The 15840-nt window shown below is 60.7% G+C and carries 17 protein-coding genes; 8 read left to right on the top strand and 9 right to left on the bottom strand.

Annotation, left to right across the window (positions count from 1 at the left end; translation table 11 throughout):
* Nucleotides 1-68 precede the first annotated feature (68 nt).
* Nucleotides 69-854 (top strand): class I SAM-dependent methyltransferase, encoded by a 786-nt coding sequence (locus FHX10_RS04185; RefSeq protein ID WP_047610527.1) that lies wholly within the window; start codon nt 69-71, stop codon nt 852-854.
* 38 nt (nt 855-892) lie between these two features.
* On the opposite strand, the gene FHX10_RS04180 is transcribed toward FHX10_RS04185, so the two are convergent.
* From FHX10_RS04180 to tyrS, 3 genes are all read right to left on the bottom strand, one after another.
* Nucleotides 893-1315, bottom strand: coding sequence for a TIGR02594 family protein (locus FHX10_RS04180; RefSeq protein WP_028758913.1), 423 nt, complete (start codon nt 1313-1315; stop codon nt 893-895).
* A gap of 504 nt (nt 1316-1819) precedes the next feature.
* A complete protein-coding gene (locus tag FHX10_RS04175) occupies nt 1820-2995 on the bottom strand; it encodes an MFS transporter (protein ID WP_097542287.1) in 1176 nt (391 codons plus the stop codon).
* A 135-nt stretch (nt 2996-3130) separates the two neighbouring features.
* On the bottom strand, nt 3131-4423 hold the full coding sequence (tyrS, locus tag FHX10_RS04170) for a tyrosine--tRNA ligase (RefSeq protein ID WP_047610531.1): 1293 nt from the start codon (nt 4421-4423) through the stop codon (nt 3131-3133).
* A 334-nt stretch (nt 4424-4757) separates the two neighbouring features.
* Between tyrS and FHX10_RS04165 the strand changes: the two genes are divergently transcribed.
* Nucleotides 4758-6659, top strand: a complete 1902-nt coding sequence (locus FHX10_RS04165) for a potassium transporter Kup (protein WP_097542286.1) — start codon at nt 4758-4760, stop codon at nt 6657-6659.
* A 100-nt stretch (nt 6660-6759) separates the two neighbouring features.
* Here FHX10_RS04165 and FHX10_RS04160 read toward each other — a convergent pair whose 3' ends face one another.
* Together FHX10_RS04160 and FHX10_RS04155 are read right to left on the bottom strand one after the other, a co-directional pair.
* Nucleotides 6760-8343: a Na+/H+ antiporter gene (locus FHX10_RS04160; RefSeq protein ID WP_028827844.1), complete on the bottom strand. Its 1584-nt coding sequence runs from the start codon at nt 8341-8343 to the stop codon at nt 6760-6762.
* Nucleotides 8344-8393: 50 nt separating this feature from the next.
* Nucleotides 8394-8705: a hypothetical protein gene (locus tag FHX10_RS04155; protein ID WP_132572277.1), complete on the bottom strand. Its 312-nt coding sequence runs from the start codon at nt 8703-8705 to the stop codon at nt 8394-8396.
* A 38-nt stretch (nt 8706-8743) separates the two neighbouring features.
* Between FHX10_RS04155 and FHX10_RS04150 the strand changes: the two genes are divergently transcribed.
* The 3 genes from FHX10_RS04150 to FHX10_RS04140 all read left to right on the top strand — a co-directional run bounded on the left by FHX10_RS04150 (nt 8744) and on the right by FHX10_RS04140 (nt 10397).
* Complete coding sequence (locus FHX10_RS04150; protein WP_183844644.1) at nt 8744-9520, top strand: protocatechuate 3,4-dioxygenase; 777 nt, start codon at nt 8744-8746, stop codon at nt 9518-9520.
* A 159-nt stretch (nt 9521-9679) separates the two neighbouring features.
* Nucleotides 9680-10237 (top strand): hypothetical protein, encoded by a 558-nt coding sequence (locus FHX10_RS04145; RefSeq protein WP_063475134.1) that lies wholly within the window; start codon nt 9680-9682, stop codon nt 10235-10237.
* Between the two features lie 22 nt (nt 10238-10259).
* Nucleotides 10260-10397 (top strand): hypothetical protein, encoded by a 138-nt coding sequence (locus FHX10_RS04140; protein ID WP_155295699.1) that lies wholly within the window; start codon nt 10260-10262, stop codon nt 10395-10397.
* 7 nt (nt 10398-10404) lie between these two features.
* On the opposite strand, the gene FHX10_RS04135 is transcribed toward FHX10_RS04140, so the two are convergent.
* The 3 genes from FHX10_RS04135 to FHX10_RS04125 all read right to left on the bottom strand — a co-directional run bounded on the left by FHX10_RS04135 (nt 10405) and on the right by FHX10_RS04125 (nt 12389).
* On the bottom strand, nt 10405-11181 hold the full coding sequence (locus FHX10_RS04135; protein WP_028758922.1) for a molybdopterin-binding protein: 777 nt from the start codon (nt 11179-11181) through the stop codon (nt 10405-10407).
* Entirely contained in the window at nt 11178-12020 is an 843-nt protein-coding gene (locus FHX10_RS04130) for a cytochrome b/b6 domain-containing protein (protein ID WP_047614046.1), read from the bottom strand. Before FHX10_RS04130 ends, FHX10_RS04135 begins: the two co-directional genes overlap by 4 nt.
* Before the next feature lie 84 nt (nt 12021-12104).
* Nucleotides 12105-12389, bottom strand: coding sequence for a pentapeptide MXKDX repeat protein (locus tag FHX10_RS04125; RefSeq protein WP_047610538.1), 285 nt, complete (start codon nt 12387-12389; stop codon nt 12105-12107).
* Between the two features lie 182 nt (nt 12390-12571).
* Between FHX10_RS04125 and FHX10_RS04120 the strand changes: the two genes are divergently transcribed.
* From FHX10_RS04120 to FHX10_RS04110, 3 genes are all read left to right on the top strand, one after another.
* Entirely contained in the window at nt 12572-13120 is a 549-nt protein-coding gene (locus FHX10_RS04120) for a sigma-70 family RNA polymerase sigma factor (RefSeq protein WP_047610540.1), read from the top strand.
* On the top strand, nt 13117-13761 hold the full coding sequence (locus FHX10_RS04115; RefSeq protein WP_047610542.1) for an NrsF family protein: 645 nt from the start codon (nt 13117-13119) through the stop codon (nt 13759-13761). Before FHX10_RS04120 ends, FHX10_RS04115 begins: the two co-directional genes overlap by 4 nt.
* A 168-nt stretch (nt 13762-13929) precedes the next feature.
* Nucleotides 13930-14211 carry a hypothetical protein gene (locus FHX10_RS04110; protein ID WP_047610543.1) on the top strand — a complete coding sequence of 94 codons (282 nt, stop codon included), beginning with the start codon at nt 13930-13932 and terminating at the stop codon, nt 14209-14211.
* Nucleotides 14212-14281: 70 nt separating this feature from the next.
* Here FHX10_RS04110 and FHX10_RS04105 read toward each other — a convergent pair whose 3' ends face one another.
* Complete coding sequence (locus tag FHX10_RS04105) at nt 14282-15763, bottom strand: right-handed parallel beta-helix repeat-containing protein (RefSeq protein WP_183844643.1); 1482 nt, start codon at nt 15761-15763, stop codon at nt 14282-14284.
* Nucleotides 15764-15840: the final 77 nt, after the last annotated feature.

The following is a 15840-nucleotide window of genomic DNA, read 5'->3' as shown; positions in this document are numbered from 1 at the left end:
GTCTTCTCATTGTCACAGGCTGCGCTTATAGCTCCCCGCCCGTTCCGATCGCGCAAGGAGGAAGAGCCATGAAAGCCAATGATGTCGCCGCCCATTGGGAGAGCAATGCCGAGACGTGGACGATCTATTCCAGGGCGGGCTACGACAAGTATCGCGATGCGCTGAACACGCCGACCTTTCTGGAGATGCTGCCGTCGGTCGGCGGCCTGAGAGGTCTCGACCTCGGCTGCGGCGAAGGCTCCAATACCCGCGCGGTCGCCCGGCTCGGCGCCCGCGTGACCGGCCTCGACATCGCCCCGACCTTCATTCGTTATGCCCGCGAGAGCGAGGCAGACGCGCCGCTCGGCATCGACTATGTGCTCGGCGACGGCCAGAGCATCGATTTCCCGGAAGCGAGCTTCGATTTCGTCACCGCCTTCATGTCGATGATGGACATGGCTGATCAGCGCGAGGTGCTGAAGGGCATCCACCGCATTCTGAAGCCCGGCGGCTTCCTGCAGTTTTCGATCCTGCATCCCTGCTTCGTGCCGCCGACGCGCCGTAACATCCGCAATGAGGCCGGCGAGCCCGTCGCGGTAGAGATCGCCGACTATTTCGACGAGAGCGACGGCCGGATCGACCGTTGGATCTTTTCCTCGATACCGCAAGCGGAACGGGCGGCGCTGACGCCGTTTTCCGTTCCGCGCTTTCACCGCACGCTGTCGACCTGGGTATCGATGATCGTCGAAGCGGGGCTTACGATCGAGGCCTTTGGCGAGCCGATGGCCTCAGCCGTGGTGGCGCAGGCCGAACCCGTCGTCGCCGACACCCGCGTCGCGCCGATCTTCCTGCATATCAGGGCACGCAAGGCATAGGACCTGTTTTCCCGCCGGCATTGAGGTTTGGAACCGGCTTATCGTCGCACGGCAACGACCGAACTGGCGCGATAGCGCGACAGCTGCACCCGGTTGGATTGGTTGCCGCCGAAGAGATAGACATATTGCCGGCGCTGGTCGATGTGATCGAACAGGCTGACATGAAAGCGCCGGCCGGTGCGGATCACCACGACATCCCCACGCCTGGCGGAGCGGACGCCGACCGGCTTGCCGAACTTCTTCCAGGACGCCGCCATGTTGGGGTTGGGCGGCGGCTCCCTTGAAGATCGTTTGGCGACAAAGGCCAGGAACGCCCCGCACCACGATACCCTGCGCGGATTGATGCTAAGGAAGGAGATGGAGCGTTCATGCATGCTTTTGTACTTGGACGCCGTGCCGAGCATATCCGCCTCACAGGGCACGGCAAGCGCCGTGAGGACGATGACGAGAATAACCTTCATAGTTACCCACCATTGTTTGTATTATGCTGAAATTCCAAAATGTGGCGAAGAATAAAACAGGCGCGGCAACGTAGATGCGAATTATGGCGTGAATTAGAAACAACTAATACTGGCATTTTGGCGGCGGGAATTTGTCCGAAGAGAGGCACGGATCGGCGCTGACCAGCCTCTCGTTGCGGCCGAACGCGACGATCGAAGAACTCGTAGAACCCTTATTTTGCAGGCTCGAAAGGCTGACATAGGCCGTCCGGGCCAGGTGTATGCAGAGAAGGTGGACCGCGCCCGCAAGTGCTTGAGCGGCAAGACCATTCACCAAGAGTTGACGATCCTGCACGGCCTTGGGCCATCACCTATACGAGCTATATTTGAGACGGCCATCAGTAATACTTAGACGTCACCGGCAATACATTGCGCCCGCCCTATTCAACAGCGAAAATCGGTGGTCAGCCCCCGCCGATTGCGAACATGCGCGACCTTGGGATAACGGACCGGCGGCGCGGCGTATCAACCGTGTGGTTGTACCGGTTCGGGCTGCCCTGTGATCGGGGCAGGAGCAGCGATGAGCGCCTTGGTGACGAGGAGCGCAGCGGCGATCACAGGGACGACCACCCAGTACGAAAAGCGGATACCGAAGTGTTCGGCAACGAAACCGAGCAATGGCGGCCCAGCGAAAAACACGAGAAAGGTCGTCTGCCCGAGCGCTGCAACGCTGACCGATGCGGGTCGGTCCGTGCGCCGGGCCGCGGCCGAGATGGCAAGCGGATAGACCGACGAGCAGCCGATCCCCGTCAGGCCAAAGCCCGCGAGGGCGACGACAGGCTGTGCCGCCGTCGCAACCAAGACAAGGCCGATGGCCGCGATCCCGAGGAGGGTTATTGCGACGGGGCGTGGATTGAAGCGGTCAATCACAGAGTCCATGCCGAGCCGTCCGATGGCGATGAACGAGGAGAAAATGGCCACGCTGAGCCCGCCGACAAATGGTTCGACCGCAAATACGTCGCGCATATAGATCGCCGACCAATCGACGCTCGCGCCCTCGGCGAGAAGCGGAGCAGCGCCTATGAGGCAAAGGGGAAGCAGCCCGATCGTGGGAAAAGCGACGAGCGGAGCATCGCCGGGGTGAGCGTCATGCCGCCGGGGCGCATTCTCGATCCCGGAGAAAACGATCGACCCGGCAATCAAGACCGTCACGAGGACGATGAAGCTATGCAGTTCGATGGAGACTGCGGCCTGCCGCATACCGGCTGCAACAAGGGCGGTGATGCAGAATCCGAGGCTCCACATGCCGTGAGCCCGGCTCATGATGCGGTAGCCGAGCAGCGCCTCATGGCGATCGGTTTCGAGATTGGCGTTGATCTCGAATGCGCCGGCGAAAATGCCGGCAACAAAGAATAATGGCATCGCCAGGGAAACTGCAGGCATCCAGGGGATCAGCGCATAAAACAACGTCACACCGAAGACGGTGACGAAGGCCGTTGTGCGCGCACCAAGCCTCTCGATGAGCCTCGCCGAGAACGTCAACCCGCAGAGAACCCCGAGGGACATGATGGCGAGCAAAAGGCCCAGCTCTCCTTCGCTCAGGCTAAACTTGAGCTGAATGTCGGGCAGCCGCGAAAGAAACGCCCCCACGGAAAGGGCCACGGCAAACTGAATGAAGAAAATACGATGGTGCGGCTTCATCTCGGGGCTCTGCTCCGATTGGCGGGATTGAAGTCCAACTATCCCCCGTGGGATAGCCGGACATTCCGACGAAATGGCGACTGGCTCGGAAACCCGCGGCTTCAGCATTGTCGACCACCATGCTGACAGCCCCTGTCAGCATGGCGGCGCCACCGCCGATTGAAGGAGGACGTGTCGCTTCTTGCCGACGGACAGCCGGATGACGCCGTCCTGGACATCGGAGTGACCAAGCTGCATTGCCTCGTCGTTTACGCTGCCGCCGTTCACCCGCACACCGCCGCCGGCGATCAATCGACGTGCTTCGCTTTTCGACTTGGCGAGCCCGGCAATGACCATCGCATCAGCGAGCGGAAAGGTGCTGCGAAGGCTATCCGGGAACCTGACGGTCGGGAGGCCGACCGGCACCTCACCTTCTTCGAAGGTACGCCGGGAGGTTTCGGAAGCTTGCGCTGCCGCATCCGTCCCGTGGCACAGGCTGGTGATCTCGTCGGCAAGTATCTTTTTCGCTTCGTTGATCTCGGAATCCCGAAGCACGTCAAGGCGGGCAATTTCACTTAACGGCAACTCGGTGAACAGCCTGAGAAAACGACCCACATCGGCATCTCCGGTGTTTCTCCAGAATTGCCAGAATTCATAGGGCGACAACCGGTCGGCGTTGAGCCAGACCGCCCCCGAAACGCTTTTGCCCATCTTCGCGCCCGACGATGTCGTCAGCAGCGGAGCGGTCAATCCAAACAAGGCGCGTCCACCGATCCGCCGCCCAAATTCGACGCCGCTGACGATGTTGCCCCATTGGTCGGAACCACCAAGCTGAAGCAGGCAGCCGCGGCTTTCTGCGAGCACATGAAAGTCGTAGGCCTGCATGACCATGTAGTTGAATTCCAGCAATGACAGCGATTGCTCCCGCTCCAACCGTTGGCGCACGCTCTCCGATGTCAGCATCCGGTTGACTGAAAAATGCGGTCCAACATCGCGCAGGAAGTCGAGGTAGTTGAGCCTGCCCAACCAATCGGCATTGTTGACCATCACCGCATCGGCCGGGCCATCCCCGAAAGCGAGGAACCGCTCGAAGACACGCCGGATGCCGAGCAGGTTTTTCATGATCTGCTCTTCGCTGAGAAGGGGGCGTGACGTGTCGCGCAAACTCGGATCGCCCAGCCGACTTGTCGCACCACCCAGCAACGCGATGGGTTTGTTACCAGTCTTCTGGAACCAGCGGAGCATCATGATCGGAATGAGATGCCCGACATGCAGGCTGTCGGCGGTGAGATCGAAGCCGTTATAGGCTGTGCCGGCTCCCGAACAAAGCCAGCTGTCGAGTGCTTCCAAGTCGGTACATTGATGCAGGAAACCGCGCTCGGTCAGGGTGCGGAGAAAGTCGGATCGGGGTCCGGTGGGCTGAGAGGATCGTGTCACGGGGGTCTCCATTGGGGCCGATGAGGCCGGAGACCTTCTGTTGACACGCGTGCCGCCGACCATGCGGCGTCTCGGGTGTCAGGAATATGACCTTACGCCGCTCTCTATGGGAGCAGCGTATAATAGAAGCTCGAAAGGTTCAGGGTGCAGGTCATGGATCCTTATTACCATGCGACTGCGCAATCGCAAGAGGCGACCGCCGAAGTCCAAGCCGATCGTGCGCCCCACCCCTCTCCCGCTCACGCCGCCGCCCCTCACAAAAAATTCGCACACGCATCAATTTACTTGCCGTTCTGCAATGCGGCATATGTTTGTGTTCATAGGCAAGGGGCATAAGCGGGGAACCATGGCGTCGACGCATATAGACAATACGGGTGAAGGTGCCGGCCGGAAGGGCTTTGCCGGACTGGTCGTCGGCGCGATCGGCGTCGTCTATGGCGATATCGGTACCAGCCCGCTCTATGCCCTTCGTGAGGCGCTGAGGCCTTTTGCCGCCGATGGCGTACACGAGGCCGAGGTCATCGGTCTCATTTCGCTGATGATCTGGACGCTGACGGTCATCGTGACCTTCAAATATGTGCTCTTCCTTCTCAGGGCGGACAATGACGGTGAAGGCGGCACGCTTTCGCTTCTCGCCCTGCTGATGAAGAAGATGGGGCGAAACGTGCCGGTGCTCTTCTTCGCAGGCCTGATCGGAGCGGCGCTCTTCATCGGCGATGCGATGATCACGCCGGCCCTGTCCGTCATGTCGGCGCTCGAAGGCCTGAAGCTGGTCACGCCGGCCTTTGCCGAATACGTCCCGCTCGCGTCGGCTGCGATCATGATCGTTCTCTTTGCCGTCCAGTCCCGGGGAACGGCCGCCGTCTCGATGTTTTTCGGGCCGATCACGGTCTTGTGGTTTCTGGCCATGGCAGCGGGCGGCCTGATCCATATCGGCGACGACTGGAGGATTCTCGAAGCGCTCAATCCGATCAACGCGCTGTCGTTCCTCGCCCATGCCGGCACCGTCGGCCTCATTGTGCTTGGCGCCGTCTTTCTGACGGTGACGGGCGCCGAGGCGCTCTATGCTGATCTCGGGCATTTCGGGCGCCGCCCGATCCAGATGGCGTGGTTCGTGCTCGTCTTTCCGGCATTGCTCTTGAACTATCTCGGCCAGGGCGCGCTGGTTCTCTCCCATCCCCACGCAGCCACCAATCCGTTCTTTCTGATGTATCCCGATTGGGCCTTGCTGCCGGTGGTTCTGCTGGCAACGATGGCAACGATCATCGCCAGCCAAGCGGTGATAACGGGCGCATTTTCACTGGCCCGCTCGGCGGTTCACCTCGGCTTCCTGCCGAGGCTGCGCATCAAGTTCACATCGGAGACCAACACCGGCCAGATCTACGTGCCGAGCGTCAATCTTCTCCTGCTGGTCGGCGTCTTGATGCTGATCTTTTCCTTCGGCGATTCCGAGTCGCTGGCGACGGCCTATGGCATCTCGGTGACCGGAACCATGGTCATCTCGACCATGCTGGTCTTCCAGTTCCTTCGGGCCGTCTGGGGCTACTCCCTCGTGGTTGCCGCCCTCCTGCTGCTGCCGCTCTTCTTCATCGAAGTCATGTTCCTGGCGGCCAACCTGCTGAAGATCCATGATGGCGGCTGGGTTCCGGTCGCCCTTGCGCTGGCGATCATGATCCTGATGTGGACATGGACCCGAGGACAGGCCTATCTGAAGCGACTGCGGGCCAACAACGAGATCCCGCTCGATTCCTTCATCCGGTCGATCGAGCGAAAGTCGGACCATTCGCCGGTCACCGTTCCAGGAACGGCCGTCTTCCTGACCAGCGTCCCGGATCGCACGCCGAATGTTCTGCTCCACAATCTCAAGCACAACCACGTGCTCCATGAACAGAACGTTATCCTGACCGTCTGGACCGAAGACGAACCTTACGTCCCCGACAGCAGGCGCATCAAGCTCAGCCAGCTCTCGCCACGCTTCGTACGTCTCGATATCACCTTCGGCTTCATGGACGACCCCGACGTTACCCGGGCACTGGCGCTCTGCCGCGAGGGCGGCTTCAAGTTCGAAATCATGAAGACCTCCTTCTATCTCGGCCGCAGGAACCTCGTCAGAACGCCGAACACCGGGCTGCCCGCTTGGCAGGAGCGCATATTCATGGCGCTGGAGGGCTTGGCGATCGACCCCTCCGACTATTTCAACCTGCCGTCAAACCGCGTCGTCGAACTCGGTGAGCAGATTGCCATTTAGAACATGATGCCGAAGGCCGGGGAGTCGCGACTGGGACAGGAGAGATGGAAGCGAGGCAAGAGTGGCTCCCGTCGCAAGCGTCACGGCATGAGGCGCGAAATCATGCCTTGGCCGAGATCGCGCTCAATTCCTCCAGATCGAGATCCCGTTCCAGCTCCCGCAACGTCTCGTCATCGATTTCGCCGGCGCGATGGAGGCGGATGAGTTCCCGGCGTCCCGTTGCAACCGCTTCGAGAATGACGTCGAAATGCGCATGCAGCACCGGTATGTAATGCTCGGTTCTCTCGGCATAGTCGACGATCGACGTCGCCCGGCGCTGGTAGCGCTCCAGCAATTGCGGATGGATGAGTTTCCCCTCGGCGTCATATGCCAGGCTCTGGACGGTCCCGAACTGCGCCTGGGCCATGGCGGCTTCGGCCTGGCTCATCGTCAGGCGCGCTCTTTCCGAATCCGGCTCCACCAGCCGCGCCCAGGCGATCACTCGCCCCAATGTCGTGCCCTGTATGAGCACGGTTCCGAGAATGACGGCGAACGATGTGACGAGGATGAAGTCACGACCTGCGAACCCTTCGGGCAGGCTCAGCGCCAGGGCAAGCGTGACCACCCCGCGCACGCCCGCCCAGCTCAGAACCGTCGCACCACCGGCGCCGAGCGGTCGGGCGCGCGTGAACCCCAGGACAGCACAGAACCTGAGAACGAAATCGGAGGCGAAGACCCAGGCAAAACGCGCGATCACGAGCGTGACGAGGATCGCCAGCATCGGCAGTCCCATTGTCGCGATCACAGTGGTAAAACCGCCGCCGCGTTCGACGACATCCCTGAGCGACAGCCCGATCAAGATGAACACCGCAGCTTCCATCAGGAAGATCATCACCGTCCAGAACGAGGTGCCGCGCATGCGCATTGCGGCTGAAAGCACTGTGTGCTGGTGCCAGCTCATGATCAGCCCCGCCGTAACGGTGGCGATGACGCCGGAAACATGCAGCTGCTCTCCGAGCAGATAGGCAATCCAGCCGAGCAGCACCGAGGCTGCAATGATGAGATATTCGTCGCCGAGACGCCGGACGAGTTTGAACCACGCCGTTCCCACAACGATGCCGACGATGGCGCCGCCGAGCGCCAGCACGAAGAAATTGCCGATCACCTCCCCCGTGCTGAAGGCTCCGGTTGCAGCGGCGGCAACGGCAAAACGGAAAAGAACCAGGCCACTCGCATCGTTGAGCAAGCTCTCGCCTTCGAGCAGAATCTGAAGCCGCCGCGGCAGCCTGACGCGCTCCAGTACGGCGCGCGCCGAAACCGCGTCCGGCGGCGCGACGATCGCGCCGAGTGCCGCGCAGGCAGCCCAGGGAAGTGAGGGAAAGAGGAGATGGGCGACAACGGCGACGACGGCACAGGTGAAGAGCACCGCACCGACGGCAAGTGAAGCGATGCCGATCACATGACGCCGCAACCGCGCGAGCGCGATCGACCAGGCGCCGTCCATCAACAGCGGCGGCAGGAAGATGACCAGAACCAGTCCGGGGTCGACTGATATCGCCGGCAGTCCCGGCGCAAAGGCCAGCAAGGCGCCACCGGTCAACAGCGCGACGGACGGCGGCAGCCCGAGCCTGTGGGCGGCATAGTGCAGCGCGATGATCGCGAGAAACATCACGATAACGAGCTCGAATAAGTGGGTTGGTTCCATCTGCCTCTGCCCCTGCTCAGCAACGGATGTCGGATGCCTGACGCAAAGAGTTACAGCGACCTCGCGCGTCTGAAAAGACGCACCGCGCTGTAAAGCCGCCGAACCGGGAAAACCGCTTCGCCCCAGAGGCGACCGGCGATAATGTCCACCTTGTGCCATAGCTGGTTGGAGTCGGTACTGCCATAAAGCTTGTCGGCATAGCCCGAGCCGGTCAACCACGCGATCGAGACATAGACGTGACCCCTGGCGTCACCGGAGTTGACGGCCACATTGGCAAGGTTTGCCCTGCACGGCAGGCATTTGATGTCGATGATCGCTTGCCGTCGATCATTGCCGGGATTTAATTGGAATTTCCTGCGCATCCTCCTTACACCCTGAGTCTTGAGGCAAAGGACGATATATGAAGAGACGGACCCTTGTGCTTGGAGGTGCGGCGATCGTTGCATCGTCCGTCGCGGCGGTAGCGATCTGGCCCCGGCGGCATATCACGGTCGCCGCCAGGACATTCGACTGGAAGGGGACGGATTTCCTGAGCGGCGGCACCAAATCGGTCGCCTTGGAAAAGCTGCCCGTCCCGCTCTTCCGCAGCCGTCCGAATTGCGTCGTCACCGTCGCTCAGACTCTTGGCCCCTGCCACGTCAACAATATTCCCGCCCGTCAGGACGTCTCGGAAGGAAAGGCTGGACTGCCCTTGCGGTTGGCCGTCCGGATCGTCCATGCAGCCGATTGCCGGCCGGTCGAGAATGCCGATATCGAAATCTGGCATACGGATCACCGCGGCATCTATTCCGGCCGCGAGGCTGCGAAGATGTGTACACTTGGCGATGCCGAGGCGATCAGCGGGCTCGCCTTTCGCGGTCGCCAGCTGACGGATGCACAGGGGCAGGCAGGCTTCCTGACGGCCTATCCCGGATGGTACCAGGGCCGCACACCCCATGTTCATTGCCGAATCCTCGTCGACGGCAATGAGCTTCTCGTCAGCCAGATCTATTTCGACGATGCGCTGAGCGACATCATCTATGGCGAGCATCCGGACTATATTGGACGCCCGGCCCGCGATACGCGCAATGACGACGACGGCATCATCCCTGAGGACGCCGCCGATCACATATTCGATTTCGAGAAGCTCGATGGCGGCGTGCTCTCCGCCACCATCACGATCGGCCTCTCTGCCTGAACGCAGGTAACGCCGGAAATGCATGGCCGGAGCTGTAGATTGCCATCCGCGAGGGCCTGTATTGCAACTTCACTAAGACAAGATACAAAATCTTCGCGTCAATCGGGATATCTGTGCTTCCCCGGTTCAGACCAGCGTGTTGAGCGATGGAGGATGAGGATGCGAGGCTTTGGGTTTGTTGCGCTCTTCAATCTCGGAGCCATGCTGGCAGCCGGGCCGACCAGTGCCTGTATCGATATTGCCCCCATGGACCTTCACGATGTTTCATATGCAGACGTCGTGGTCGTTGGTCGCGTGACGAAATACACGTTGGTTCTCGACCCCGAGGCGAGGAAACGACATCAGGAATTCCTTGCCCACAGTAGTGGCAAAGTCCGGGAGCTTCTCGGGAAGGCGAACAGTTTTATGACTGACTATGCGCGCTTGGAGATAGCGGTCGAGGAAGTTCTGCGTGGCACGGCGCCTCATACCCTCACCGTCACCTGGGATAACACTGCATTCAGCGAGACTATGCCGCCTACCTCCTACCTTATAGCCTTGCGCAGTTCAGGCTCGCCGCTACCGCCACTTCGAGGTGCCACCGCCACTATTCTTCCGGACCCGGATCCGGCTTCCCTGTCTGTCCTGCGGGCGCCGTGTTCCGCTCCGTTCTTTTTCGAAAGCACCAACAGTGATGCAGATATTGTTCGGCAGATATTGAACTCAGGGTCCAAATGAATCTTTTGAGGGGATGACGACCTTGCTGGAACCCGAGATCCCCCTGGATGGCGGCAACGTCAATGCCGCCGTCGTGCGCGTCGGCTGCCATTTCGAGCACTGGCGGCGCGAGGCAGACGCTTTCGCTCTTAATCTGATAGAACTGGGACGGGCGTTATGACCGCCACCTATATACCCGCATACCATTCATAACCGCGATCTTCCCAAAAGCCGCCATTGCCGCCGTAAAGCTGGCCGAGATCGGCGACGGCTTCGATGCCGGTCAGGTATTTTGCCTGCTTGTAGCCGAGCTGGCGCTCGACCCGGAGCCGGAGCGGCGCGCCGTGGGCGACTTCGAGATCGCGGCCGTTCATGGTGTGGGCGAGGATGGTCTGGGGATGAAACGCGTCGACGAGATCGATGCTTTCGTAATACCAGCCGCTGCCGTCGAGCGTCTTTTCGTATTCGTCGGCGCAGTGGAACACAATGTAGCGGGCTTCGGGTTTCAGACCGGCTGCCTGTAGCAGCGCGCCGAGCGGCACGCCGGTCCATTTGCCGATGGCGCTCCAACCCTCGACGCAGTCGTGCCGGGTGATCTGTGTACGGGCCGGCAGGGCTTTCAACTCCGCCAGCGACAGTTGCATCGGCTTGTCGACCAGCCCGCCGACCTCGAGCCGCCAGCTTGAAAACCGCTGGTTCATCCACTCGATATAGCGAGCATTGTCGGGCATGCTCGTGCCGTTGGCGCGAAAGGTCGGCGAGATATCGGCTTCCGTGAACTCGCGGGCGAGCGCGTCGTCGCCAAGCAGGAAGCGCTGGGTCTTCATGCTGAGGCCTTCGGCGATCTTGAGCACCGATTTCGTCCGATCGCTTTCGCCGAGTGCATCGCAGCCGGCAAGCCCCAGCGCCGACGCCGTCATGGTCGCGCCGATCAGGAAGCGGCGTCTGGTAATGATGCGGCTCATGATTTCCCTCCCTGGCCGATGTCGTAATAACCGGTGATCATCGAGCGCAGATTGTTGAACACGCCCGAGACCAGCACCATCGCCACATGCACCGCGACGAAGGCGACAAGCGAGAAAGCAGTCAGAAAATGCAGCGTCCGCGCCGATTGCCGGCCACCGAACAGGTCGAGCAGCCAGGGCGCGACCGCATTGAAGCCCGGCGACATGGTTAGACCGGTTGCAACCATCAGCGGCAGCAGCACGAAGATCACCGCGATATAGGCGAGTTTCTGCAGCGTGTTGTAGTGGCGTGCCTCAGGCCCCTTGGGAAAGCGCAGCCGGGCGTGATTGACGATCTCATGGCCGAGATGCGAAGGCTTCAGCTCCTGGGGCGCCGGCAACAAATCGCGGCGGAAATGCCGGCTGATAAAGCCATAGGCGAGGTAGATGAAGCCGTTGATGACGAACAGCCAGGCAAAAAAGAAATGCCAGCGCCGGCCCGTCGCCAGGTCCCGGTAGCTCGGCATGGTCAGCCAGCTCGGAAAACCTTGCACAGAAGCCTCGCCGTCGACATTCGAAACCCCGAGAACGCCCGTCGTGTCGAAGGTCAATCCGCCCAGGCGTGTCACCCCTTTCAACGCATCGCCTTCCTGCTCCGCTTCCATGGAAATGAAGGACGGATCGTCATCAGCGCCATACTGGCCCCAATAGAGCGCCGGGTGGGCGTTGAATATCTGCAGGCCGCTGAACAGCAGCACCGTCATGCACAGCACGTTTACCCAGTGCGACAGGCGCACCAGCAGGCCATGGCGGTAGAAGAGCGTTCCTCCGCTCGCCATGCCGGCATCGGTCGTGGCCATCGTAGGTCCTCCGGATCGACTTGAAAGGTCTTCTCGAAAAGACGCGGCCGCGGGCAAAATAGTTTCAGCGGCCGCGATCCACTATTACTTCATCGCGTCGCAGGCCTTCATCATCGTGTCCTTCTTCATAGAGTCCTTCTCCATGCCGGCATTGTGCATGCAGTCGGCCTTGGTGCTGCCGGTCGCCATGTTGTCCTGCTTCATCGCGTCCTTCGACATCGTATCCTTCGACATGGCGTCCTTAGACATCGCGTCGGTCTTCATGCTGTCTTTCTTCATGGCATCGCTGCTTTGAGCGCTGGCGGCGCCGGCAAGCGACAGGCCGATAACGAAGGTGCAGGCGGCAAGGGTGGAAAGGATCTTGGTCATGAGGGTCTCCTCGGATCGATTGATGTGTCCGCGGCACCCGCCGACGGCTCACAGTGCTGAATTCGATCTTCTTGCGAAGGCAGTTACAGCCTCACGCTTATGTGATAGCGCTGGCCCGTCAGGAGATTTTCGAATCCGCCTGTAACCAAAGCGTCATCCACGCGAATGACATTGCAGACGACATGACGAACGCCCATTCGGAACAAGCCCTGAAGATGCTGATGCTTCTGTCCCTCGACGGGGACGAGGCTGCCTATCGGCGTCTGCTCGGCACGTTGCGACCCCTGCTCGTCGGCTACTACGGCGGGCGTATTGGCACCGCGGCGAAGTCCGACACGGAAGATCTCGTGCAGGAGACGTTGCTGGCGCTGCATGCGCGCCGGGCGACCTATGACAGGGAGCGGCCGTTTACCGCGTGGTTCTTCTCGATTGCCCGCTACAAGCTGATCGACCATCACCGAAAACATGGCGGTCGCTACAAGTCGGAAATGGAGCTTAACGAGGAGATCGAAGGCGACTTCAGGGAGGATGCGATTGCAGCGCGCATGGATGTCGAGCGGCTGTTGAACGGCCTGCCGCAGCACCAGCAGGAACTGATCCGTCAGGTCAAGCTCGAAGGGCAGTCGGTGGCCGATACGGCAAGCCGCACCGGACAGTCGGAATCGGCGGTCAAGGTCGGTGTTCACAGAGGCATCAAGGCGCTGGCGGCAAGATTGCGAGGTGGGACGTGAGAGAAACTGAGGACGTGATCGACATCCTTGTCAGAGATCTGAAGCCGGTACCGAGACATGCGCTGGAACGCCGTTTCGTGCTCGCCGTCCTGCCTGCTTTGGCAGTCTCGCTGCTGCTGATGCTTGTTGTCGTCGGCCTTCGCACAGACATGACGCAGGCGCTGACGCTGCCGGTTTTCTGGATCAAATCCGGCTATAATGCCCTGCTCGCAATCGCCGCCTTCGCCGCCGTTTACCGCCTCTCCCGGCCGGATGGCTCGGAAGGCCGCTTTTTCGGCATTGGCGCTGCAATCGTGCTGGCTCTGGCCGCCATGGCGGTCATCCAGCTCGCTTTGTCGCCGGCATCAAGCTATCCCGTGCTGGTGCTCGGCTCCTCCGCCCTGCATTGCCCGCTGCTGATCCTTGCCTTTGCCATGCCCATCCTGATCGCCAATACATGGGTGCTACGCGGCGCCGCACCAAGCAAGCTTGGGATGACAGGCTTCGTCGCCGGCATTGCAGCAGGCGCATCCGGCGCCTGGGTCTATTCCTGGTTCTGCACCGAAAACGGCCTGCCCTTCGTCGTCCTCTGGTATTCGCTCGGCATCCTGTTAACAGGCGCAATCGGCGCCCTCTTCAGTCGTCGCCTTCTGCGCTGGTAGGACCGGCTGTCGGATTCTTGCGCCCCGATACCACGATGCAATAACCAATTTTTCCGTGAAGGAATCGGAGCGGCGCGCACTAATCCTGCATCCGGCATGAAACCAGATGCAGCATTCCTGCGTACTACCCCTCAGGACAGGCAAACGAAGGCAGCGAGGGGTGATGGCATGGTCAGGAAAGAAGGCATAGCACACATTCCCCGGCAAGCCGCCGAACAAGGGCTGGCCAGGCTGATGATGAGGCTGCCCGCGACGCGGGCAACCATCAGAGCAGCCGCGGCGAGCCGCCCCCATCTTTATGAATTGTGCGGCGCCTATGGCGAGGCCTGCGCCGTCCTTGACCGCATGCGCAGGGAAATCTCCGCCGATCCCGCAATCGTCACCGAATACGAGATCATCTGCGCGGAAATCGAAATCGACGTCACCAGGATCCTGTTCAGCGACCGCTGAGACATGCGCTCTCCTCCTCCATCGCCGCGCCTCGGACCGGGCAAGGCGCCGTTTGCTGCCCACATTCCTCTCAGCTCAGCAAGTCATCCACATGGACGGAGATGCTCAGCGTATCCGTGTCGAAATGGTGCGCGGCCCCGTCGGAGATCTTATAGTAAAAAGTCTCGCTCACCTCACCGCTAAGCCCGGCAAGCTTCGTCGCGTCGACCGTGTAGCTATAGTCACCATGATCGTCGACATGGATGGTGCCGTATTGGCCGGTCAGCGTCAGACCGTTCTTGTTGACCAACTCGCCGTCAAAGCGGCGAAGCAGCAGGATCCCATTGGCCGAGCTGTCATTTTCGAGGAGATTGCCATGATGGGCGTCCGCGTCGGCCGAGATTTTCAGGCTGTCATGGGTTGCGACGATCGTCGGGGTTGCGTCCGCATGCGTTGCATCTCCCGCAACGTGACTATCAAGAATCGCAAGCTGGGCCTCTTCGAGCGTCGTGTTGTTGCTGACCGGAAAGGTGTTCGCGGCGATGATGGCCGGGGATATGCTGTAGGGCGTGACATCGCTGGCGATGACATTGTCATGAAAAGAGCCGGATGCAGGCCTGTCGACCTTCAGCGCCGCCTGCGACAGGTCGTCGAAGACATTGCCGTAGATCTCGATACCTTCGCGAACGTAACTGGTGGTGCCGGCAGAGCTGACCGCCACGCCCCATACGCCGTCATGGATATAGTTGCCTGAGATATCGTAGTCCCGCGTATTGCCCTGGTCCCCGAGACCGATGGCATAGGACCAGCTGTACCCGCCATAGCCTGAAATATCATTGTCGTGGATGGCGATATTCGTGCCCGCTTGGGCGCTGATCCCGAAGCCGCCACCAATCAGCGTATTATCCTCGACCACGGCATTCACCGGCCGGATGAGCGCAATGACGCCCTTCGGCGTCGCGGCGCCCGTCTGGTCGAGGTAATTGCCGCTGATCACGATATTGCTGCTGTCGTTCATCTGTACGGCATCTGCCGCGGTGCCGTGGGCGTTGGTGACGGTGTTGTTGAGAAAATTGACGCCGTTGACCTTCTCGATCCAGACGCCGTCACCGTTCACGCCGGTGATCGTGCTGTTTTCGATGGTGATGTTCGAGCCGGTCCTGAACGTGACGGAGCCGGACTTGGTGGAGCTTCCGGTATTTTCCACCTCGACATTGCGGACGGTCCAGTTCGAAACATAGCCGCCATAGATGGCCGCGCCTGCTGTCTCGGAGATCTTGAGGTTCTCGATGACGATATTCGACGCATAGAGGCTGTGAATGCCGTCGCCGGGGCTATGGATAACCGGCGCGTCGCCGACCCCATAGCTGCCGATGGTGATCGGGGCGCTAGCGGTGCCGGAATATTTCAGGTCGAGTTGGTCGTTGAACACGCTTCCGGCGGCGAGCAGCACGCTGTCGCCCGGCTGCAGCTTCAAGTTTTCCACCGCCCAGAACGATGCAAACGGCGTGTCCACGCTCGTTCCATTGTTGCCGTTGGAGCCTATCGCTGGATTCACATAATAGATTGCCATATCGCCTTGTTCTCGAATTGCCGCGCAGCCGTCTGCATCGGCTGCAACGCGTGGATCGGATGCGGTCGGGGTTAAAG

The organism is Rhizobium sp. BK591 (genome assembly GCF_014195045.1).
GTDB classification, from domain to species: Bacteria; Pseudomonadota; Alphaproteobacteria; order Rhizobiales; family Rhizobiaceae; genus Rhizobium; species Rhizobium anhuiense.
This window is presented reverse-complemented; position numbering and strand designations above follow the sequence as displayed.

Coding starts and splice junctions, on each gene's coding strand:
- FHX10_RS04185 (WP_047610527.1), top strand. CDS start 69: ATGAAAGCCAATGATGTCGCCGCCCATTGGGAGAGCAATGCCGAGACG.
- FHX10_RS04180 (WP_028758913.1), bottom strand. CDS start 1,315: ATGAAGGTTATTCTCGTCATCGTCCTCACGGCGCTTGCCGTGCCCTGT.
- FHX10_RS04175 (WP_097542287.1), bottom strand. CDS start 2,995: ATGAAGCCGCACCATCGTATTTTCTTCATTCAGTTTGCCGTGGCCCTT.
- tyrS (WP_047610531.1), bottom strand. CDS start 4,423: ATGGAGACCCCCGTGACACGATCCTCTCAGCCCACCGGACCCCGATCC.
- FHX10_RS04165 (WP_097542286.1), top strand. CDS start 4,758: ATGGCGTCGACGCATATAGACAATACGGGTGAAGGTGCCGGCCGGAAG.
- FHX10_RS04160 (WP_028827844.1), bottom strand. CDS start 8,343: ATGGAACCAACCCACTTATTCGAGCTCGTTATCGTGATGTTTCTCGCG.
- FHX10_RS04155 (WP_132572277.1), bottom strand. CDS start 8,705: ATGCGCAGGAAATTCCAATTAAATCCCGGCAATGATCGACGGCAAGCG.
- FHX10_RS04150 (WP_183844644.1), top strand. CDS start 8,744: ATGAAGAGACGGACCCTTGTGCTTGGAGGTGCGGCGATCGTTGCATCG.
- FHX10_RS04145 (WP_063475134.1), top strand. CDS start 9,680: ATGCGAGGCTTTGGGTTTGTTGCGCTCTTCAATCTCGGAGCCATGCTG.
- FHX10_RS04135 (WP_028758922.1), bottom strand. CDS start 11,181: ATGAGCCGCATCATTACCAGACGCCGCTTCCTGATCGGCGCGACCATG.
- FHX10_RS04130 (WP_047614046.1), bottom strand. CDS start 12,020: ATGGCCACGACCGATGCCGGCATGGCGAGCGGAGGAACGCTCTTCTAC.
- FHX10_RS04125 (WP_047610538.1), bottom strand. CDS start 12,389: ATGACCAAGATCCTTTCCACCCTTGCCGCCTGCACCTTCGTTATCGGC.
- FHX10_RS04120 (WP_047610540.1), top strand. CDS start 12,572: ATGACGAACGCCCATTCGGAACAAGCCCTGAAGATGCTGATGCTTCTG.
- FHX10_RS04110 (WP_047610543.1), top strand. CDS start 13,930: ATGGTCAGGAAAGAAGGCATAGCACACATTCCCCGGCAAGCCGCCGAA.
- FHX10_RS04105 (WP_183844643.1), bottom strand. CDS start 15,763: ATGGCAATCTATTATGTGAATCCAGCGATAGGCTCCAACGGCAACAAT.